General features: G+C 65.3%; 19 protein-coding genes. 8 read left to right on the top strand and 11 right to left on the bottom strand.

All coding sequences use genetic code 11. The features are described 5' to 3' along the window. Positions 1 to 63 precede the first annotated feature (63 nt). A complete protein-coding gene (locus tag IQ35_RS12445) occupies positions 64 to 1,272 on the top strand; it encodes a murein hydrolase activator EnvC family protein (RefSeq protein ID WP_021244164.1) in 1,209 nt (402 codons plus the stop codon). Positions 1,273 to 1,396: 124 nt separating this feature from the next. Here the strand turns inward: IQ35_RS12445 and IQ35_RS12440 are convergent, their stop codons facing one another. Further along, a complete protein-coding gene (locus IQ35_RS12440; RefSeq protein WP_145073965.1) occupies positions 1,397 to 2,437 on the bottom strand; it encodes a S66 peptidase family protein in 1,041 nt (346 codons plus the stop codon). Between the two features lie 2 nt (positions 2,438 to 2,439). Beyond that, positions 2,440 to 2,664 (bottom strand): hypothetical protein, encoded by a 225-nt coding sequence (locus tag IQ35_RS12435; protein WP_145073878.1) that lies wholly within the window; start codon positions 2,662 to 2,664, stop codon positions 2,440 to 2,442. A 56-nt stretch (positions 2,665 to 2,720) separates the two neighbouring features. Between IQ35_RS12435 and dapE the strand changes: the two genes are divergently transcribed. After that, positions 2,721 to 3,863: a succinyl-diaminopimelate desuccinylase gene (gene dapE, locus IQ35_RS12430; RefSeq protein ID WP_021244161.1), complete on the top strand. Its 1,143-nt coding sequence runs from the start codon at positions 2,721 to 2,723 to the stop codon at positions 3,861 to 3,863. Between the two features lie 74 nt (positions 3,864 to 3,937). Here the strand turns inward: dapE and IQ35_RS12425 are convergent, their stop codons facing one another. The 4 genes from IQ35_RS12425 to IQ35_RS12410 form a co-directional block, all read right to left on the bottom strand. Beyond that, a complete protein-coding gene (locus tag IQ35_RS12425; protein WP_145073875.1) occupies positions 3,938 to 5,617 on the bottom strand; it encodes a putative bifunctional diguanylate cyclase/phosphodiesterase in 1,680 nt (559 codons plus the stop codon). A 99-nt stretch (positions 5,618 to 5,716) separates the two neighbouring features. Continuing rightward, complete coding sequence (locus IQ35_RS12420; protein ID WP_021244159.1) at positions 5,717 to 6,250, bottom strand: Smr/MutS family protein; 534 nt, start codon at positions 6,248 to 6,250, stop codon at positions 5,717 to 5,719. Between the two features lie 9 nt (positions 6,251 to 6,259). Then, complete coding sequence (gene mltA / locus IQ35_RS12415; RefSeq protein WP_021244158.1) at positions 6,260 to 7,534, bottom strand: murein transglycosylase A; 1,275 nt, start codon at positions 7,532 to 7,534, stop codon at positions 6,260 to 6,262. Then, the gene (locus tag IQ35_RS12410; RefSeq protein ID WP_021244157.1) at positions 7,531 to 8,187 is read right to left on the bottom strand and encodes a Tim44/TimA family putative adaptor protein; all 657 of its coding nucleotides are present in this window, start codon (positions 8,185 to 8,187) and stop codon (positions 7,531 to 7,533) included. The genes mltA and IQ35_RS12410 overlap by 4 nt, the downstream gene beginning before the upstream one ends. A 197-nt stretch (positions 8,188 to 8,384) precedes the next feature. On the opposite strand from IQ35_RS12410, the gene secB reads away from it, so the two are divergent. From secB to IQ35_RS12390, 4 genes are all read left to right on the top strand, one after another. Continuing rightward, positions 8,385 to 8,885 carry a protein-export chaperone SecB gene (gene secB, locus IQ35_RS12405; protein ID WP_021244156.1) on the top strand — a complete coding sequence of 167 codons (501 nt, stop codon included), beginning with the start codon at positions 8,385 to 8,387 and terminating at the stop codon, positions 8,883 to 8,885. A gap of 42 nt (positions 8,886 to 8,927) precedes the next feature. Further along, a complete protein-coding gene (gene murJ, locus IQ35_RS12400; protein ID WP_145073872.1) occupies positions 8,928 to 10,514 on the top strand; it encodes a murein biosynthesis integral membrane protein MurJ in 1,587 nt (528 codons plus the stop codon). 6 nt (positions 10,515 to 10,520) lie between these two features. Next, entirely contained in the window at positions 10,521 to 11,525 is a 1,005-nt protein-coding gene (gene trpS, locus IQ35_RS12395) for a tryptophan--tRNA ligase (RefSeq protein ID WP_021244154.1), read from the top strand. 335 nt (positions 11,526 to 11,860) lie between these two features. Continuing rightward, positions 11,861 to 12,511 (top strand): DUF4136 domain-containing protein, encoded by a 651-nt coding sequence (locus tag IQ35_RS12390; protein ID WP_021244153.1) that lies wholly within the window; start codon positions 11,861 to 11,863, stop codon positions 12,509 to 12,511. A 329-nt stretch (positions 12,512 to 12,840) separates the two neighbouring features. Here the strand turns inward: IQ35_RS12390 and IQ35_RS12385 are convergent, their stop codons facing one another. Both IQ35_RS12385 and IQ35_RS12380 read right to left on the bottom strand, forming a co-directional pair. After that, positions 12,841 to 13,143 carry a hypothetical protein gene (locus IQ35_RS12385; RefSeq protein WP_031290738.1) on the bottom strand — a complete coding sequence of 101 codons (303 nt, stop codon included), beginning with the start codon at positions 13,141 to 13,143 and terminating at the stop codon, positions 12,841 to 12,843. A 59-nt stretch (positions 13,144 to 13,202) separates the two neighbouring features. Continuing rightward, positions 13,203 to 13,808: a peptidylprolyl isomerase gene (locus tag IQ35_RS12380; protein WP_031290737.1), complete on the bottom strand. Its 606-nt coding sequence runs from the start codon at positions 13,806 to 13,808 to the stop codon at positions 13,203 to 13,205. Between the two features lie 117 nt (positions 13,809 to 13,925). Between IQ35_RS12380 and IQ35_RS12375 the strand changes: the two genes are divergently transcribed. Next, on the top strand, positions 13,926 to 15,230 hold the full coding sequence (locus IQ35_RS12375; protein ID WP_021244150.1) for an HD-GYP domain-containing protein: 1,305 nt from the start codon (positions 13,926 to 13,928) through the stop codon (positions 15,228 to 15,230). Between the two features lie 71 nt (positions 15,231 to 15,301). Here the strand turns inward: IQ35_RS12375 and dnaA are convergent, their stop codons facing one another. From dnaA to mutM, 3 genes are all read right to left on the bottom strand, one after another. Then, positions 15,302 to 16,714 (bottom strand): chromosomal replication initiator protein DnaA, encoded by a 1,413-nt coding sequence (dnaA, locus tag IQ35_RS12370; protein WP_145073962.1) that lies wholly within the window; start codon positions 16,712 to 16,714, stop codon positions 15,302 to 15,304. A 416-nt stretch (positions 16,715 to 17,130) separates the two neighbouring features. After that, positions 17,131 to 17,394 (bottom strand): 30S ribosomal protein S20, encoded by a 264-nt coding sequence (gene rpsT, locus IQ35_RS12365; RefSeq protein WP_021244148.1) that lies wholly within the window; start codon positions 17,392 to 17,394, stop codon positions 17,131 to 17,133. A gap of 113 nt (positions 17,395 to 17,507) precedes the next feature. After that, positions 17,508 to 18,320, bottom strand: coding sequence for a bifunctional DNA-formamidopyrimidine glycosylase/DNA-(apurinic or apyrimidinic site) lyase (gene mutM, locus IQ35_RS12360; protein ID WP_021244147.1), 813 nt, complete (start codon positions 18,318 to 18,320; stop codon positions 17,508 to 17,510). 83 nt (positions 18,321 to 18,403) lie between these two features. On the opposite strand from mutM, the gene IQ35_RS12355 reads away from it, so the two are divergent. Then, on the top strand, positions 18,404 to 19,135 hold the full coding sequence (locus tag IQ35_RS12355; RefSeq protein WP_145073866.1) for a class I SAM-dependent methyltransferase: 732 nt from the start codon (positions 18,404 to 18,406) through the stop codon (positions 19,133 to 19,135). The last annotated feature ends 2 nt before the right edge of the window (positions 19,136 to 19,137 follow it).

Raw genomic sequence — 19,137 nt, 5'->3', positions numbered from 1 at the left:
TCTAGGTTGGCCGGCATGACGGGCGGGGACGCGAGCTTGCGTTGGAAATGGAGCATTGCTGCGATGCTGGCCGGTGCCTTGGCGACAGGAGCCGCGCGCCTGCCGGCGGCGAACGGCGGCGCGATTGTCCTGCCCGGCACGGCGGGCACGACGCTGGAGCAGGAACAGACCACGCTCAAGGCCGCGCGGCGCCAGTCGGACGAGGCGCGCGACCGTTCGCAGCGCCTCGAACAACAGGCGGCGCTCGCCCGCGACGAAGCCGATCTGGCGCAGCGCCGCGCCGCCGCCATGGCCGCGCGGATACAGGAATCGGAAGCGGATATTCAGGCGGCGCAGGCCCGCATCGCCATCATCGCGCGGCTGCAACGGGTGCAGGCGGCGCGGCTGGCGGCGCGGCAGGAACCTGTCGTGCGCCTGACCGCCGCATTGCAGATGATGGCGCGGCGGCCGCTGGCGCTGACGCTGGTGCAGCCGGGGTCGGTGACGGACGCGGTGCATATGCGCGCGGTACTGGCAAATGTGCTGCCGGCGATCCGCGAACGCACAGCGGGATTGCGCGAGGAGCTGGATCGCAGCCGCGCGCTGCGAGCGACGGCGCAGCAGGCGGCGGATGCGCTGGCGCAGGGCCACGCGGAACTGAAACGGCGCCAGGCAGCGCTGGAGCAACTTGGCGCGCAGAAGCGGCTGGCCGCGCGCGACTATCGCACGACGGCGGGGCTGGAAAGCGAACGTGCGCTGGCGCTTGGGGAAAAGGCGCGGGATATCGTCGACCTGATGGACCGGCTGGAGGAAGCGGGCGACGTGCGCGACAAGCTGGCGCGGCTTTCGGGACCGCTGCCGCGCCCGGCCCGGCCCGATCAGGCGCAGGCCCCCGCTCCGCAGCAGGACAGCGCGAACCGCACCCCGCCGCCCTATCGCCTGCCCGTCATCGGCCAGCTCGTGACCGGCATGGGCGAAGTGAACGACAGCGGTGTCCGGTCGCGCGGCCTCACCATCGCGGCGCAGGCCGGCGCGCAGGCCGTGGCGCCGACGGCGGGGCGCGTCGCCTTTGCCGGGCCGTATCGCGGCTATGGCCAGATCCTTATCATCGACCATGGGCAGGGGTGGACCACGCTCATCACCGGGCTGCATCGTCTGACCGCTACAGTCGGCGAAGCCGTGCGGCAGGGCGATCCCGTGGGCATGGCGGGCGCCGGCCGGCCCATGGTCACGATCGAACTGCGCCGCAACGGCAGGCCGGTGGATATCGTGCCGCTGGCTGGGTCGGGATAGGTTCTTGAGGATTGGATAGCTTCCAAACCCACGCCGAAAGTCGGGGTTTGGGTGGTTTGCTGCCACCCATTGGTGAAAATGTCGGCTCCGCTCCATGCCTTCGCGTGAACCTAAAGGCGTCAGTTCACGCCACCGCCGGTTCCAGCAGCCGGATAGTCCCGGCCTCCGCATCGATTTCCGCGCGTACGCCGACCGGCAGGCTGAACTGGCTGGCGACATGGCCGAACTGAGCGCCCTGGAAGGCAGGGATGCCCAGCGGCTCCAGATGCTGTTGCAGCACTTCCGACAGGGTGAAGCCGCCATAGGACGGCCCGTCCGCCGTGCAGCCGGTGCACTGGCCGAAAACCAAACCGGCCAGCTTGCCCAGCACGCCTCCCAACGCCAATTGGGTCAGCATCCGGTCGATGCGATAGGGCGCTTCGTTCGTGTCTTCGATGAAAAGGATCGCGCCGGTGAAATCGGGAAGCCACGGCGTTCCCATCAGCGCCGCCAGCACGGTGAGATTGCCGCCCAGCAGCCGTCCGCTCGCCTTGCCGTGACGAAAAGTCCTGATGCGGCCGATGCGCTGGACCAGCCGGTCTTCCTTGCCAACCGGATTGACAAGCGTGGGCGTCGCGCCGTCGAAGGCGATCGCGCGGAACGCGTCCCAGGAAAATGCGGGCCAGCTTGCCGAGGCATTGGGACCGTGGATGGTAGTGAAGCCCGCCTGGGCGGCGAACGCCAGATGCAGGGCGGTGATGTCGCTGAAACCGATCAGCAGCTTGGGGTGGGCGCGGATCGCCCTGAAATCGAGGAAGGGCAGGATGCGCGCGCAGCCCCAGCCACCGCGCACGGCGAAGACCGCGCGCACGTCCGGGTCGGCATACATGGCGTTCACATCCGCCGCCCGGTCCGCGTCCCTCCCCGCCAGATAGCCATGGCGTTCCACCAGATGACGCGCCGGTTTCGGCGTCAGCCCCATGGCGGCGGTGGTGTCATTGACGAGGTCGAGGTCGAAGGCGTCATCGGTGAAGCCCGCCGGTTCGATGAGGCCCACCGTGTCGCCGGGGCGCAGGCGCGGCGGCCTGACGAGGGAAGTTGGGGGGCTGTTCCGTTCAGCGGGCGCTCCGGCCGCGACAAGAGCCGCGCCCATGGCCGCGATCAGCGCACGGCGGTCTAGGGGCATCATCAATAGCGGCTTTCATCCTTGCGGCGATAGCTGCCGCGCGACCAGTGCAGCTCGATATCGGAATAATGGGCATTGCCCGACGGGATGCGGCCAATGCCGAAATCGGAAAGGCCCGATTCGGGTCCAAGCCTGCGGACCCATCGGCCGCCGACCACCTTCGCATAAGGTGCGGGATAGCCGGTCGCGTTATTCCGCGGGATGATCGTGGGGTCGATCCGGGGCATGGGCTGCCTTCCTCCTCCTGCTGGTCAAGCGGCAAGGCTTTCGCTAACGCAGCGGCATGGATATGACCAGCACCAATGCCGACGCGGTGGCTTTGGCCAAACGCCTGATCGCCTGCCCTTCCGTAACCCCCGCCACCGGCGATGTATTCACCGTGCTGGAGGAGATGCTGACGCCGCTCGGTTTTACCGTCGACCGCTTCGTCGCGGGGGAAGCGCCCGACGGGCCGGTGGAAAATCTGCTGGCGTGGCGGACGACCGGGCCGGGGCCGCATTTCGCCTTTGCCGGGCATCTGGACGTGGTGCCGCCAGGGCCGGGCTGGACCAGCGACCCCTTCGAGCCGGCGGTGCGGGGCGGCCTGCTCTACGGGCGGGGCGCCGTGGACATGAAGGGGGCGATCGCCGCCTTCGTCACGGCGCTGCACGGCCTGTCCGACGACCTGCCCGGCACGATCAGCCTCATCATCACGGGCGATGAGGAAGGGCCGGCGGTATACGGCACGCTGGCGCTGATGGACCGGATGGCGGCACGCGGACTGCACCCGGACATTTGCCTGGTGGGCGAACCGACCTCCACCGCCCGGCTGGGCGACGTGGTGAAGATCGGGCGGCGCGGATCGGTCAACATGTGGATTCGCGTGGCAGGGACGCAGGGGCATGTCGCCTATCCGCATCTGGCCGACAATCCGATCCCGCGTCTTGTCCGCATCCTGTCCGCCATAGAGGCGCAAGTGCTGGACAAGGGGACCGACTGGTTCCAGCCCAGCAATATCGAGATCACCGATCTGGAAGTCGGCAACGCCGCGCATAATGTGATCCCCGGCGCGGCGACCGCGCGCATCTCCATCCGCTTCAACGACCGGCACAGCGGCGCATCGCTCATCGAGCGGATCACGGCCATCGCGGCGGCCGAAGGCGGTATGGTGGAAGCGAAGATCAGCGGCGAACCCTTCCTGACGCAGCCCGGCATGGTGTCCGGACTGGTGACGGGCGCGATCCGCGACGTGACGGGACTGGAGGCGGAGCTTTCGACGACCGGAGGGACTTCCGACGCGCGCTTCCTGTCACGCTTGTGCCCGGTGGTGGAATTCGGCCTCAACAACGGCACGATGCACAAGCTGGACGAAGCAGTCGATGTGATGGATCTCCAGAATCTGGCGACGATCTATGCGCTGATCGTCCGTCGCGCACTGGCGGGATGAAGGGTGAAGGCGAATGTCGGCGCGCGGCGTATTCTGGAGCGGATCGACATTCAGCCGCTGAATGGCGGTCGTCGCTAAAGCGCGCTGCGCTGGTTCTGCGAAGGCTGCAGCGCGTAACGATCGATATAGGCCGGCTCCCGCATCGGCGGATCGAAATGAAAGCCCTGAAACAGTGTGCAGCCGATAACGCGCAGCATATCCATTTGCGCCTGGCTCTCCACGCCCTCCACCACCACCTCAAGCCCCAGACCCTGGATCAGCCCGACGATCGCGCTGCATATCGTCCGCGCTTCGGCCGATGTGGCGATATCGCGCACCAGGCTGCGGTCGATCTTGATCCGATCCACGGGCAGATCCTTCAGCCGCGATAGATTGGAATAGCCGGTGCCGAAACCGCCGATCGCCACGCACACCCCATCCCGCCGCAGCGCGCTCAACTGATCCAGAAGGCGCGCATCCATATCCATCGCCAGCGATTCGCTGATCTCCAGTTCGAGCATGACCGGCGGTGTGCCATGGGCCGTCATCGCGTGTCGCAGGCGCAGGAAGAAATCGGCCTGCTCCAGTTCGCGGGTGGAAATATTGATCGCGATGCGCTGCCGAATGCCGGTCCGCGCCCAGCGCGCGGCCGTTTCGCAGACCCGGTCCATCACCCAGTCGCCCAAGGCGACGATGGTTCCACTTTCCTCCGCAGCAGGCACGAAGAACGCGGGCATGACAAGATCGCGCTCGGGATGCGCCCAGCGCACCAAAGCCTCCGCCACGATGGCCCGCCCGCTCAGCGTCTCGATCTGCGGCTGGAATTCCAGCAGGAACTCCTCCCGCTCCAGCGCGCGGAGCAGATCGCGCTCCAGTTCGGCGCGGTCCGCCGCCTTGAGGGCGAGTTGCGCGGTGAACATTTCAGCCCGCCCACGCCCTTCCCCCTTTGCATGATACATGGCGATGTCGGCCGCGCGCAGCAGGCCCGGCAATGTGTCGGCATGGTCCGGACAGCAGGCGATGCCGATGGAAGCACCCAGATCGATGTGCCGGCTGCCCAGGTCGAACCGCTCGCCCAGCGCGAACTGGATGGCGCGCGCGACCTTGAGCGCGGCGTCGCGATCCGCCAGAGTGGGGAAGAACAGGGTGAACTCGTCGCCCGCCAGCCGACCTATCACCGCGTCGCCGACGCCTGCACTGACCTGCGTCATCGCGACTTCGCGCAGCCGGCCCGCGACGCGCGCGAGCAACTGGTCGCCCGCCGCATGGCCCAGCGTATCGTTCACATTCTTGAAGCCGTCGAGATCGATGAAGAACAGCGCCGCGATCCCGCTGTCCGGGCGCTCGATCAGCAGCCGTTCCACCTGACGGCAGAAACTGGTGCGGTTGGCAAGGCCCGTCACCTGATCGAACAGCGCCAGCGCCTGCACATGATCGAGATTGGTGCGGACCTGACTGAACAGGCTTTCCATGGCGACCGACAGATCCGGCAGCTCCTTTGCCGCTTCGGGCGGCACGGGCGATTGCAGGTCGCCATGCGCGGCGGCAAGCAAACGGTCGGTCGCGCGGTCGAGGGCAACGGCTATGGTCGCGACAGCGCGGCGCGCCGACGCCCAGGTCAGGGTGCCGCACAGGATGGCGATAATCAGCGAATGGCCGATGTCGGCGATCTGCCGCTCCTGCCCCGACCCCGGCAGAAGCGACAGGATGAAGACCAGAGCACCCGCGGCACAGGCAAACGCAGCGGCGCGGCTCGTCATTGTCACGCCCTGCATATGCCTCCCTGTCCTGCTGCGCGCCCGGAATGAACGGATGGATCATCGGGATATGAAGGACGGTGGTTAAGAAATGGTCAGTGCGGGACGACAAAAACGTCAGCGGGACCGCCGCAGGATCACATAGAGCGCGCCATCCCCGCCATGGCGCGGATGGGCCACGCGGACGCTGGCGATGCGGTCGGAATAGGCGCCGGTTTCGAGCCAGTGGCCGATCTCCCGCCGAATGGCGCCGCGCTGGGAAGAGCCGTCCAAAGCCGTTATCCGCGGTGGTTTTCCCGTGATTACGAGCAACAGGCGCGCACCCTGCGCCAATCCCAGCGCGATCGCCTGCCCCAACCGGGCATGAGCCGAAGACAGGCTATGGCCATGCAGATCGATGGTCATGTCGGGGATCAGATTGCCGGCACGGATGCGGCGTTCCCATCCGGAATCCAGAACGACGGCGGGCATCCGTCGCGGTTGCTCGACAGGCGGACGGGGCGGCGGCGGCGTTAACTGTTTTTGCCCGTTCGGTTTGAGCGGCGCGGCGGCTGGGACCAACGTGCGGGCAACCGCACGGATCGGCTTGACCGAGCGGGTGAGCGCCGCCCAGAGCGCCTGTTCCTCAGGAGTGAGCGAACGCCGCGCCATGACGAGCCGTCATCGGGCGCTCAACCGCGCGTAGGAACCGATCGGCAGCAGCAGGAGCGCGCTGCCCCGCGCCGACATGCCGCCCGCGACTCCCCGCGCCTTCGCGCCCGCGCCCCAGAAGCTGTCAAAGCGATTCGCGCCCTTGATCGCGCCGCCCGTGTCCTGCGCGATCCAGATGCCGTTCGGCTCCGCCCGGTCGAGCGAGAGCAGAACCGGCGCACCCAGCGGTACATATTTGGGATCGGCCGCCACGGTTGCTTCCGGCGTCACCGCGACGCCCATCGCCCCGACCGGTCCGGCGCCTGTCAGTTCGCGGAAGAAGACGAAGCTCTTATTCTCATTCATGATCGCCGCGCCTTCGTCCGGGTGGGCACGTAGATATTGCATGATGTCCTGCATCGACCCGGCCTGGATCAGCCCACGATCCTTCATCAGCTTGCCGATGCCGGTATAGTCGCGGCCATTCTGCCCGTCATAGCCGATCCGCATGACGCCGCCGTCGGGCAGCAGCAGCCGTCCGCTACCCTGCACCTGAAGGAAGAAGAACTCGACCGGATCGGCCGCCCATGCCAGTTCCAGGCCGCGCCCGGCGAGCGCCCCGTCGACGATCTGCGACCGTTCGTCATAGGGGACCAGCTTCGTGCCGTTCACCTTGCCGCGAATGGTCTTGCCCTTCAGGCTGTCGCTGAACTGACCGAGGTCGACGTCGATCAAATCATTGGGACGGCGGTAGATCGGCACTTCATAGCCGGTCCGGCGTGTGCGCGATCCCGATATTTCAGGCTCATAATAGCCGGTGACGAAAGCCTTGCCCTCGCCCACCTGCACCGCTTCGAAATAGCGGGAGAAGAATTCGGACGCGCTGGTTTCGGGCCAGCTCGACGCGGCGGCGCAGGCATTGTTCCAGTCCGCCCCGCGTGTCAGGCCGCTCTGGTCCGCGCGGCGCATGAGCGAGGGGCAGGACAGGCGGAACGCCTGGAGCGCGGCGCGGGAGCGTTCGCCCGAGGGGATGAGGCTGGCGATATCCGGGCCGCGCGTCACGCCCGCGCCGATGGCGGTGCCCTGCTGATCGACGGGTTGAGTGGGCGGCGGCGACACCGGCAGCGTGGGACGCGGCGTCGACGGGACGGGCTTCGCCACAGGCTCTCCACCCGATGACGGCGGACGGCCGCTCGATGGACCGCCCTGCGACGGACCGCCGGCCGACGGCGGAATCAAAGCGCCCGCGCAGGCGGACAGCAGCAGCGCCGCGGCCAGCGCACCCCCCGACTGTCGCAGGCTCATGCAGCCTCGTCGGTTTCGCTGAGCTTCCAGTTGGGGTCCGCGCTGCGGATGTCGCGGGTGAAGGTCCAGATGTCATTGGTGCCGACCGCATCGGTCAGCGATCCAGCGACGACATTACCGTCCTTGTCACGGGTGACGGCGGCGATATCCGCCTCGAACCGCAGCGCGACTTCAGCGATGCGGCCGTTGAGAGAGGCTTCGACGATCTGCGCCTTTTCGATGCGGACGAGGCGGTTGTCGAGCACATGTCCTTCCGCCTCGCGCGCGGCGATGGCTTCCTGGAAGGAGGCGAACACGTCACTGTCGCACAGCCAAGCCAGTTCGTCCCGGTCGCCGCGCCAGAAGGCTTCGAGCACCATCCGGTAGGCGCTCTTGGCTCCTTCCACGAATTGCGGCACGTCGAAACTGCGGTCGGCGGCAATCAGGGCGCGCACGCCATTTTCCGCGCCCGGTATGATCAAACCTTCAGAGAGGCGGACCGAATCGCCGCCCGTTTCCGGCGCAGGCCGGGGTTGCAGGACCGTCACCTTGGCGCGTTCCTCCGCCGGACGCAGCGCGGGCTCCTGCTCGTGGCCCGTGCGCTTTCCGAGCACGGAATAGAGCCGCAGCGCCAGGAAACCGGCGATCAGGGCGAGAATGACGATCACATACACGGGGGCAAATACCCTTTTTGGCGACAATGGTTCCTGTCTACATAGGCATGTTTGGCGGCAACTTCAAATGCCGGGGGCTTCGCCCGGCGCAAGCGCCGCCATTGCCCTGCCCCGCGGCCCCTGCTAAGCGCGCGGGTCAATCATTCGAACCGGGGCGCCGCACGCGCCCGACACTCAATCGCCAGCGGGGACAGGACATGGCCGAAGACGCCAACATCACGGACATTAATCAGGGCAACGGCGCGGACAACGGGCCGCAGATCGCGCTCATCAGCCAATATGTGAAGGATCTGTCCTTCGAGAATCCGAACGCGCCCGCCGTCTATCAATGGCCCGATCAGCCGCAAATCGACGTGCAGTTCAACATCGGCGCGGACAAGATAGGCGATGAAGTCGTCGAAGTATCGCTCAAGATGGAAGTCAAGGCGGTCGCGCCGCAGGGCACCGCCTTTGCCGTCGAGCTGCTCTATGCCGGGCTGTTCGGGATGCGCAACGTGCCCGAAGACCAGGCCCAGCCCTTCCTTCTGGCCGAAGCGCCGCGCCTGCTTTTCCCCTTCGCGCGCCGCGTGCTGGCCGATGCGATCCGCGACGGCGGTTTCCCGCCGCTGCTGCTCGACCCCATCGACTTCGGCGGCCTCTATCTGCAGCAGGCGCAGGCCATGGCGCAGACCGCCGGAGAACCGGCGGGCCACGCCTGAACCGGGTGCGCCCTTCCCTTCCGGGGAAGGGCGGCTGAGCCTATGGGCCTGATCCGAGCCACCTCCACCATCGGCGGGCTGACGCTGGTGAGCCGCGTGCTGGGCATGGTGCGCGACATGCTGGTGGCGCGTTTCCTGGGCGCGGGGCTGGCGTCGGACGCCTTCCTGATCGCATGGCGGCTCCCTAACCTCTTCCGCGCGCTCTTCGCGGAGGGCGCTTTCTCCGCGGTCTTCGTGCCGATGTTCAACCGGACCATGGCCGAGAACGACCGCGACGATCCAGGGAGCGGCAAGGCTGCGGCGGTCGCCTTTGCCGGGCAGGTGCTGTCCGTGCTGTTTCCGGTGCTGGTGGTCTTCACCATCCTGATGATGGTGCTGGCCGCGCCGGTCGTCTGGGCGATGACGGGCGGCTTTCCGGACGGCGGGCCGGAGAAGTTCCAGCTTGCCGTGCGCTTGACGCAGATCACCTTCCCCTATCTGGCGCTCATCAGCATCGTGTCGCTGCTGGGCGGCATCCTCAATTCGCTGGATCGCTTCTGGGTGAACGCGGCGGCGCCGGTCCTGCTCAATATCTGCATGATCGTCGCGATCCTGTTCTTCCACGGCGATACAGCAGTCGAGACGGCCTATACGCAGGCCGTCGCCGTCACCGTTTCAGGCGTGATGCAACTGCTGTGGCTCATGATCTCCTGCCGTCAGGCGGGAGTGGTGCTGAAACTGGGCCTGCCGCGCCTGTCGCCGCAGGTGAAGCGGCTGCTGACGCTGATCGGCCCCGCCGCGCTGGGTGCGGGGGCGGTGCAGTTCAACCTGCTCGTTTCCACCAGCCTCGCCGCGCGCTTCCTGCCGCAAGGTGCGGTCAGCTATCTTTATTATGCGGACCGGCTCAATCAGTTGCCACTGGGGCTGATCGGCATTGGCGTGGGGACTGCGATCCTCCCGGCGCTCTCTCGTCAAATCGGGTCGGGCAATGAAGATGCGGCCAGCCATACCCAGAACCGGGCGATGGAGCTGTCGCTGTTCCTTGCCTTGCCCGCCGCCGTCGCGCTCTGCATATCGGCGACGCCGCTGATCCGGGGACTGCTCCAGCATGGGGCCTTCACCCCTGCCGACACCATCGGCGCGGCGGGAGCATTGGCGGCGTTTGCCGTGGGCGTCCCAGCCTATGTCCTCATCAAGGTGCTGACGCCCGGCTTCTATGCGCGGCAGGATACCAAGACGCCGGTGCGGGTCGCGGTCTTTTCCATGCTCTTCAACCTCGTCGGCAACCTGACGCTGATCTGGCCCTTCGGCCATGTGGGCGTGGCGATTTCCACCGCGATTGCCGCATGGGTCAATGTGATCGTCCTCTATTGGCTGCTCCATCGGCGCGACCAGTTGCGGATGGACGCGCGCTTTCGGGCGAAGGCCGTGCGGATCATCGCGGCGAGCGCGCTGATGGGTGTGGCCTTGTGGTTCATGAACCCGCTCTTCGACCCCTATATGGCCAGGGGGTTGATGGAGCGCATCGTCGCGCTTGGCCTGTTGTGCGGCATCGGCGGTCTGGTCTATGGGGCGGCGTCCCTGATCTTCAGGGCCTACACCCTATCCGAACTGCGCGCGGCTCTGCGCCGCCCGCCCAAAGCGAGCTAAAACACAATGCGCGTCCTTTCCGGCATCCAGCCCACCGGCAATCTGCACCTTGGCAATTATCTGGGCGCGATCCGCAACTGGGTGCGGATGCAGGATGAGATGGACGAAGGCAGCCAGTGCTTTTTCTTCCTCGCCGACATGCACTCCATCACCATCCATGAAGGCCGCGAGCAGCGCATCCGCAATGTCCGCGACATGGCGGCCGCACTGGTGGCGGCGGGGATCGACCCGGACCGCTCGGTCCTCTTCAATCAGGCGCGGGTGCCCGCTCATGCGGAGCTATGCTGGTTGCTGAATGGAACCGCGCGGATCGGCTGGCTGAACCGCATGACCCAGTTCAAGGACAAGGCGGGCAAGGACCGGGAGGGCGCGTCGGTCGGCCTGTTCGTCTATCCGGTGCTGCAAGCCGCCGACATCCTTGTCTACAACGCCACCCATGTGCCGGTGGGCGAGGACCAGAAGCAGCATCTGGAGCTGGCGCGCGACATCGCCACTAAGTTCAACACCGATTTCGGCGTGGAGCTGTTCACCCTGCCCGATCCGATCATTCCGAAGGAATCGGCGCGCATCATGTCGTTGCGCGACGGCACGGCGAAGATGTCGAAATCCGACCCCTCAGACATGAGCCGCATCAACCTGACCGACGATGACGACGCCATCATGCAGAAGGTGAAGAAGGCCAAGACCGATCCCGAACCGCTGCCCGAAACGGCCGAAGGACTGGCCGGACGACCGGAAGCGAACAATCTGGTCGGCATCTATGCGACCCTGTCGAACCGGACCGCGGATTCGGTGTGCGCCGAATTCGCGGGCAAGGGCTTCGGCGCGTTCAAGCCGATGCTGGGCGAATTGCTGGTTGAAACGCTGCGGCCGATTCGCGAACGCTTCCTAGAGTTGCGGACGAACGACGAGGCCCTGGACGCAATCCTCGAAAAGGGCGCGGCCAAGGCTTCGGCGGCGGCGGAACCGACGCTGCGCGCGGCTTACGACGCCATGGGGCTGATGCGGTAGAGACGCGCCCCAGCGTTTGTTCGCGCGGCGGCACGGAGGAGGAGCATCCGATAAAGCATCGCGCCGGAAACACCATCGGCCTGTTTCGCTCCGCGTCTCGCGTGAACTCATTGGAAGTCCGTTGAAACGATTTGCGGAGGAGCACAAACCTTCACGCCGGTCCGTTTTCGCAGGCCATGACGGAACAAAGCCGTCGGCGGCGTCTTGGAAGGACAGAGCATGATTTGCGCCCGTGTGCCCCGCTCGCGCGTTCAAACGATGTTCAGTTGCGTTTTGCTATGGCAGAGCGCAAGACTATTTGAAGGCTATGACGGCCTGATACAGGACGCAGAAAAATGATCCGTTTCAAGAAGATCGGCATGATTGCGGCGCCAGCATTGGCGCTGGCGGCGCTTTCGGGTTGCGCCACATCGTTCAAGGCGGACGTCGCCCGCTTCCAGCAGCTCCCCGCGCCCGCCGGGCAGAGCTTCACCGTCGTCGCCGACGATCCCCGCCTCGCGGGCGGGCTGGAATTCGGCCATTATGCCGATCTGGTCGGCCAGCGCCTCAGCCAGACCGGCTATGTCCGGGCAGACGATCCTTCGCGCGCGGACCTGATCGTGCGCGTCTCCTATGATGTCGACAATGGCCGTGAGCGGGTGCGCTCGACCGGCTTCGCGCCCGATCCCTTCTATTATGGCGGATGGGGCTGGCGCGGACGCTGGGCGCGGCCATGGGGCTATGGCTTCTACGATCCGTGGCTGTTCGGCCCCGGCGGCGGCTATACCGATGTGACGAGCTACACCGTCTACACCAGCGACCTCACCATGAAGATCGACCGCGCCGCCGACAATCGCCGCCTGTTCGAGGGCAAGGCGAGCGCGCAGTCGCTGTCGAACAAGCTCACCTATCTGGTGCCGAACCTGATCGACGCGATGTTCACCGGCTTCCCCGGCCAGAGCGGCGAGAATGTGAAAATCACCCTGCCGCCCGAAAAGAAGGGCTGACGGCAGTCATATAGGGCGGCTCCCAGCCAAGGCCCATCTGGCCCGGCGGTCGCTCGATCGCCGGGTTTTCTTTTGGGGTTACAGGGTTTGCGAAGCCATGGTTGCACCATGGCTGCTTGCAGCCATTTTCCACCGTTCAATATCCCAGCGAAAGCTGAGATCGTCCTTAGGCTGGTTCGTGCCCAAGAAGAGAGATGCCAGCGTTCGCTGACATGACGGAAGAGGGACTCTGCAACATCCGCTCCCCACCCTTAAAAGCCATCCGGCGCGGACTTCGCGATGGCCTTTAATTTACGCCGATCCGCCAGCCTTGACAGGCAGTCCCGGCATCAAACATCGTCGCTGCCATAGGCTCCGCCTTCATTCTCCATCCGATCGAGCGCCCTTACATCCTTCGCCGTGAATTTCAGGCGAACACCCACGCCGCCATCCTCGTCCTCCGGCAGGAATACGGCGCCTCCCGATTCCAGCACCTTTTGCAGACGCAAATCGGCATCCGCATCGAGTGTTCCCGCGCCGGTTTCGAAGGCCAGCAGATCGTCTTCGCTCACATCGGCTTTCTGCGCGACATGGGCACGGGGCCATTGCACCAATATCCTGGCCGCCCGCGCTTGAGGTCCGATGATTGTCACGCCAAGTCTCCTATCCATTGCATCAGGCCGATCATAAACGCTGACGACTCCGGTTTGTCCTATGGCAAGCGGCGCGCGGTCAGGATATTCACCGGCTGCTCCAGCATCTGCCCCTTCATCACGCCCTCGCCCGCTGTCGGGGATTTGGGCGCGGCGAGGATCGCCTTCACCACATCCATGCCCTCGACCACATGGGCGAAGACCGCAAATCCCTGATTATCGCCGGGCGCCTCGGGATGGGCGTCCATTGCGGGCATCTGGCCCAGCACGATGAAGAAATCCCCGGTCGCGCTGCCCGGCGCATAGCGGGCCATGGACAGCGCGCCATCGTCATGGGTGAGTCCGGTCTGTGTGGTCGGCTCATGCCTGATCGGCGGGAGCACGCGCGCGGGGTCGTTCTGCGCCCCGCCCTGCACGAAGCCATAGTCCGCCGCACCCACGCCCCGGTAGAAGGACGTGCCGTCGAACCGCTTCTGATCGACATAGCGCAGGAAATTGGCCGCCGTGACCGGGGCCCTGGCCTCATGCACCGCGATCACGATCTTCCCCGCGCCGGTGTCGAGCGCGACGCGCACATCGGTGGACGGAGTGCTTGCGGGCGGCTGCGCCATGGCAGGCGTGAGGGCAAAGAGCGCAAGGAGCGGCAGGAGCAGCGAACGAATCATCATGATCCCGGAGCCTAAACCAACGCCCGCGCCTTTGTAATCGTCGAACCGGAGCCATTTCTTTACCGATTGGAAAGCGTTGCCGGGCGAAATGCGTCGCCAAAGGGGGCCGCGTGCATGTTGAAACGGATCAAAACGGATGAAGTGAAATTGGGCATGTTCCTCCACAAGATGGAAGGATCGTGGTTCTCGCATCCCTTCTGGCGCAGCAAGATGCTGCTGGACGATCCCGACCGACTTGAGGAGCTGAAGGCGAGCAAGGTCGAATGGGTGCAGATCGACACCGCGCGCGGAATCGATCCGGCGCCGGCCGAAGCGCCCGCGCCCCGTTCCTTCCATCCTGCGGAAAAGGATGTGAACGAACGGCTGTTCGGCCGCACCAGCGCGCAGGGCGTGACGATCATGCGGCGCGCTCCCGCCCGTCCCAGCTCCGTCCCCCCGTCCTTCGATCCGCTGTCCAAGGAAAGGCTGCCGCTCCAGGCGGAGATGGCCCATGCCAACAAGCTGGCGCGCAAGTCCAGCCGGGCGATGAAGAAGGTCTTCGACGACGCGCGGCTTGGCAAGGCAATCAAGCTCAACCGGCTGCAACCGATGATCGAGGAGATTTCGAGTTCAATCCAGCGCAACCCCCATGCCTTCATGGCGGTGACACGGCTCAAGAATACGAGCGAATATCTCTACATGCATTCGCTGTCGGTCTGCGCGCTGATGATAAGCCTGGCGCAGCAATTGCGGCTCGGTCCCGACCAGGTGCAGGAGGCGGGCCTTGCCGGACTGCTGATGGATGTAGGCATGGGCCACGTGCCGCAGGAGACATGGGACAAGGGCGCGCCGCTGACGCCGGAGGAATGGGACGTGGTGAAGAGCCACACCACCCTCGCGCATGAGTTCCTGACACTGGGCGGCGAGATGCCCGGCACAGTGCTGGACGTATGCCTCCACCATCATGAGCGGATGGACGGCAGCGGCTATCCGCATGGATTGGCGGGAGATCAGATCAGCCTCTTTTCGCGCATGGCCGCAATCTGCGACACCTATGACGCGATGACCTCCGACCGCGTGCACCGGCAGGGTCAGGACCCCGCCGGGGCGCTGCTCAACATCGACCGGGCCAACACGCTCTACGATCCTGAGATTTTCGCGGCGTTCCAGCAGGCGGTCGGCATCTATCCGATCGGTTCGCTGGTACGGCTGCGGAACCATCGGCTAGCCATCGTCGTGGATCAGAATCGGGACGATCTGACGCTGCCCAAGGTCCGCCCCTTCTACTCGCTGCAGACGCGGTCGTTCGAGAATGCGGCGGACATCGATTTGAGCCGCTGTTTCGGCAGCGACCAGATCGTCGCGCGTGAAACGCCCGAAGCATGGAACATCGCCGACTGGCCCACGGTCAGCGCCAAATTGCTCGCGCAGAAATCCTGATCAAGCGGGCGCCCTGAAGTCATGGCGGAGCGAACCGGGCATCAAGCACCGGTTCGCTCCGCCTCCCCCCTTCAACCCTCCAACTGCCGTTGCAGGGCGCGAATGTCCGCGTCGATATCGGGGTTGCTCTGCCGCAGGTCCTCGATGGTCCGGACGGCGTGGATGACGGTACTGTGGTCGCGCCCGCCGAAGATGCGGCCGATTTCGGGCAGCGAGCGCGGCGTCATCTTCTTCGCCAGATACATGGCAACTTGACGTGGCCGCGCCACGGCGCGCGCGCGGCGCTTGGAGCGCATTTCCGCTGGGTCGATCCGGTAATGGGCGGCGCACGCCTTCTGGATTTCGTCCACGGTGATGCGGCGGGCATTGGCGCGCACCGCGTCCGCCAACATGCCTTGCGCGAACTCCAGGTCGATGGCGCGGCCCGTAAGCTGGCCATAAGCGACCAGCTTGTTGAAGGCCCCTTCCAGCTCGCGGACGTTAGAGCGGATCGAGCGGGCGAGAAAATCGATCACCGCGTCGGGCACCGGCGGATCGCCAGCCACCGCCCGTTTGCCTTCCAATATGGCGAGGCGCAGATCGAGATCGGCGGGCTGGATATCCGCGACAAGACCGCCCGCGAGGCGCGAGAGGATGCGCGCGTCGATCCCGTCCAGCATCTGCGGCGCGCGGTCGGCAGTGACGATGATGCGCGCGCCCGCGTCGATCAGGTCGTTGATCGTGTGGAGGAACTCCTCCTGCGTCGACCCCTTGCCCGCAATGAACTGGATGTCGTCGATCAGCAGCAGCCGCGCCGCGCGCAGCCGCGCCTTGAACGCCATCGTTTCATTGGCGCGCATGGCGTTCACGAACTCCATCATGAACCGCTCAGCCGACATGTAGAGCACCTGCGCCGACGGCGAATGCGCGGAAAAAGCAGTTGCGGCGGCGTGGAGCAGGTGCGTCTTGCCCTGGCCGGTGCCGCCATGCAGGAACAGCGGCGTGAAACGCGGCTGTTCCACGCCCGCCATCGCCTGCGCGGCGGAAAAGGCGAGATGATTGGAATCGCCAGTCACGAATTCATCGAATCTGTGGCGCGGGTGGAAATTGGAGGCCGGAGCGCTTTCCTCCGGCAGGGATGCGACGGCCTCTGCCTCATCCGAATCGCGCACGATCTGGAGCAGGCGCGGACCGGCCGAATCGGGGGCGCGCAGCAAGCGGATTTCCCGCACGCCCGCATTGGCGCAGCGCCAAGCCATGCGCAGCCGGTCGCCAAACTGGCCTGACACGAAATTCGCGCTGAAATCGGAAGCGAACAGCAAGTCGAGCGTCTGCGAATCGGGGCAATAGGCGCCGAGCCGCGCGGGCTTCAACCACTGGTCGAAAAGACGCGCGCCGATGTCGCGACGCAGCCCCGCGCGGATCGCGGCCCAGGCGGAGTCCAGACGGACATCGTCCTCCCCCGTCTGTCCCTCCCGTCCATCCACCGCTGCGCTGTCCTTTATCAAAATTGCCGCCCCCTTAGCGTCCCCCGTTGCTGCAAACGGCGTGACAAACTTATCCCGAAAAGCAATGCTTTCCCGAGCGTTCTCGTCCCAACCAACAATTAGCAACAGCCGCTGAAAACGATTCGATCAGCAGCGAGAAGGAGAAAATAGACAGGCATTCTCCACCGGATCAAGGGCGGGACGGGTCAAAAAAATGAAATAAAGACGTTGACTCAGCAAAGCCGCCAAAAATTCGAAATTTGCATTTTTTCACATATTTTTCATGGGTTTAACCAACACGCTTTTTGCCGCAACGCGTCGAATCGGTGGAAATCCGCCAATCCCGAAATGTGACAGTCCCATAAAACCTATATGAAAAAGCCCGCCCCGGACGTGCCGGAGCAGGCTGTCGATTTCAGGCCGGAGCCGAAAGTTCAGGCGAGGGCGCCGACGGCCTTGGTCAGGCGGCCGAACTTGCGTGCTGCGGTATTCTTGTGCAGCACGCCGCGGGCGACGCCGCGCGCGAGTTCCGGCTGGACGGTCTGGAGCGCGGTCGCGGCGGCGGTCTTGTCACCGGCGAGGATGGCGGCTTCCACCTTCTTCACCAGGGTGCGGATCCGGCTGATGCGGGCGCCATTGATTTCGGCGCGGCGCGCGTTGCGGCGGATGCGCTTCTTGGCTTGCGGCGTATTGGCCATTCTTGTCCTCGGCTTGCAAATCTCGTGAAAGAGCCGCCCGGAATCGCCCTGGCGGCTCGTGAAGGCTGGCCCCTTACAGGGATTGAAGCACAGCGTCAACCAATGCGGTCACGCTATTTCTGGCATTTCGGGCAGAAAAAGGTCGATCGCCCGCCGTCGACGCGCCGCTCTACCACGCCGCCGCACGGGCATGTTGCCCCTTCGCGGCCATAGACGCGCCATTGCTTGGAGAAATAGCCAAGCTCTCCATCGGGCCGCGCATAATCGCGCAGGGTGGAACCGCCCGCCACGATGGCGGCGGAGAGGACTGCGCGAATCGATTCGACCAGCAGGGCAAGGCGCGGACGCGTGATCTTCCCCGCCGCGCGAGTCGGCGCGATGCCGGCCATGTTCAGCGCCTCGCACACATAGATATTGCCCAGGCCCGCGACGACCCTCTGGTCGAGCAACGCGGCTTTGATCGACGTCGCCTTGCCTTTCAGCGCCCGCGCCAGCGTGGCGGGCGTGAAGTCCGGCCCCAGCGGCTCCGGCCCCATGCGAATGAAGGGAGCATAGCCCGCCCACGCGTCGCTCCGCACCAGATCGAGCGAACCGAAGCGGCGCGGATCGTTGAGCGAAAGCAGCCGCCCCGTCCCTGTCTCGATCAGCAGATGATCATGCGCGCCGATTTCCGCCGGGTCGATCCGCCAGCGTCCCGACATGCCGAGATGGAAGATCAGCGTATCGCCCCGGTCGGTGCCGATCAGGCCATATTTCGCCCGGCGCGACAGGCTAGTGACGGTCGCGCCCGTCAGCCGCTGGCGCAGGTCGACGGGAATAGGAAAGCGCAGGTCAGCGCGGCGCGGCTCGACTCGCGCCAGCATCGCTCCATCAAGGACGGAACGCAGGCCCGCGACGGTGGTTTCGACTTCGGGAAGTTCAGGCATGAGACATTCTGTAGCGATCCCCATGCGATAATCCCAGCATCACGGCTGGCATGGTTCCCAAAGTCCGGCTAGAGCGCTTTGCCATGAACGACACCGCATCCTTCGGCTATCGCGATGTGGACGCCGCTGAAAAGCAGGGCATGGTCCGCGCGGTCTTTTCCAACGTCGCGTCGAAATACGACCTGATGAACGACGCCATGTCGGGCGGCGCGCATCGGTTATGGAAGGACCAGTTCGTGAACCGCGTGAAGCCGCGCAAGGACGAGCAGATCCTCGACATGGCGGGCGGCACGGGCGACATCGCCTTTCGGATGCATCGCCACGGCGCGCGGGTGACGGTGTCCGACATCAATCCCGAAATGCTGGCCGTAGGCGTCGAGCGGGCCAAGAAGAAAGGCTATGAGGGCCTGATCTGGTCGGAGCAAAATGCGGAGGAGCTGACCTTCAGCGACCGCGCTTTCGACGCCTATACGATCGCCTTCGGCATCCGCAACGTGACGCATATCGACCAGGCGCTGCGGGAAGCGCACCGGGTACTGAAATATGGCGGGCGCTTCTTCTGTCTGGAGTTCTCGACGACGACATGGCCGGGCTTTGCTGATGTCTATGATGTCTACTCGCACCGGCTGGTGCCCAAGCTGGGCAAGCTGTTCGCCAATGACGAGGACAGCTACCGCTATCTGATCGAATCGATCCGCCGCTTCCCGCCCATGCCGAAATTCGAGGGCATGATCCGCGAGGCCGGTTTCGTGAACACGAAGGTCGAGCCGATATTGGGCGGGCTGGTGGCGATCCATAGCGGCTGGAAGATCTAGAG

The sequence above is a fragment of the Sphingobium wenxiniae genome, assembly GCF_007830065.1.
GTDB classification, from domain to species: Bacteria; Pseudomonadota; Alphaproteobacteria; order Sphingomonadales; family Sphingomonadaceae; genus Sphingobium; species Sphingobium wenxiniae.
Note: the sequence above shows the minus strand (reverse complement) of the source record. Positions and strands in the feature narration are given on the sequence as shown.

Excerpts from the sequence above, each read along its gene's own strand:
- IQ35_RS12445 (WP_021244164.1), top strand. The coding sequence starts at position 64 with ATGCTGGCCGGTGCCTTGGCGACAGGAGCCGCGCGCCTGCCGGCGGCG.
- IQ35_RS12440 (WP_145073965.1), bottom strand. The coding sequence starts at position 2,437 with ATGCCCCTAGACCGCCGTGCGCTGATCGCGGCCATGGGCGCGGCTCTT.
- IQ35_RS12435 (WP_145073878.1), bottom strand. The coding sequence starts at position 2,664 with ATGCCCCGGATCGACCCCACGATCATCCCGCGGAATAACGCGACCGGC.
- dapE (WP_021244161.1), top strand. The coding sequence starts at position 2,721 with ATGGATATGACCAGCACCAATGCCGACGCGGTGGCTTTGGCCAAACGC.
- IQ35_RS12425 (WP_145073875.1), bottom strand. The coding sequence starts at position 5,617 with ATGCAGGGCGTGACAATGACGAGCCGCGCCGCTGCGTTTGCCTGTGCC.
- IQ35_RS12420 (WP_021244159.1), bottom strand. The coding sequence starts at position 6,250 with ATGGCGCGGCGTTCGCTCACTCCTGAGGAACAGGCGCTCTGGGCGGCG.
- mltA (WP_021244158.1), bottom strand. The coding sequence starts at position 7,534 with ATGAGCCTGCGACAGTCGGGGGGTGCGCTGGCCGCGGCGCTGCTGCTG.
- secB (WP_021244156.1), top strand. The coding sequence starts at position 8,385 with ATGGCCGAAGACGCCAACATCACGGACATTAATCAGGGCAACGGCGCG.
- murJ (WP_145073872.1), top strand. The coding sequence starts at position 8,928 with ATGGGCCTGATCCGAGCCACCTCCACCATCGGCGGGCTGACGCTGGTG.
- trpS (WP_021244154.1), top strand. The coding sequence starts at position 10,521 with ATGCGCGTCCTTTCCGGCATCCAGCCCACCGGCAATCTGCACCTTGGC.
- IQ35_RS12390 (WP_021244153.1), top strand. The coding sequence starts at position 11,861 with ATGATCCGTTTCAAGAAGATCGGCATGATTGCGGCGCCAGCATTGGCG.
- IQ35_RS12380 (WP_031290737.1), bottom strand. The coding sequence starts at position 13,808 with ATGATTCGTTCGCTGCTCCTGCCGCTCCTTGCGCTCTTTGCCCTCACG.
- IQ35_RS12375 (WP_021244150.1), top strand. The coding sequence starts at position 13,926 with ATGTTGAAACGGATCAAAACGGATGAAGTGAAATTGGGCATGTTCCTC.
- rpsT (WP_021244148.1), bottom strand. The coding sequence starts at position 17,394 with ATGGCCAATACGCCGCAAGCCAAGAAGCGCATCCGCCGCAACGCGCGC.
- mutM (WP_021244147.1), bottom strand. The coding sequence starts at position 18,320 with ATGCCTGAACTTCCCGAAGTCGAAACCACCGTCGCGGGCCTGCGTTCC.
- IQ35_RS12355 (WP_145073866.1), top strand. The coding sequence starts at position 18,404 with ATGAACGACACCGCATCCTTCGGCTATCGCGATGTGGACGCCGCTGAA.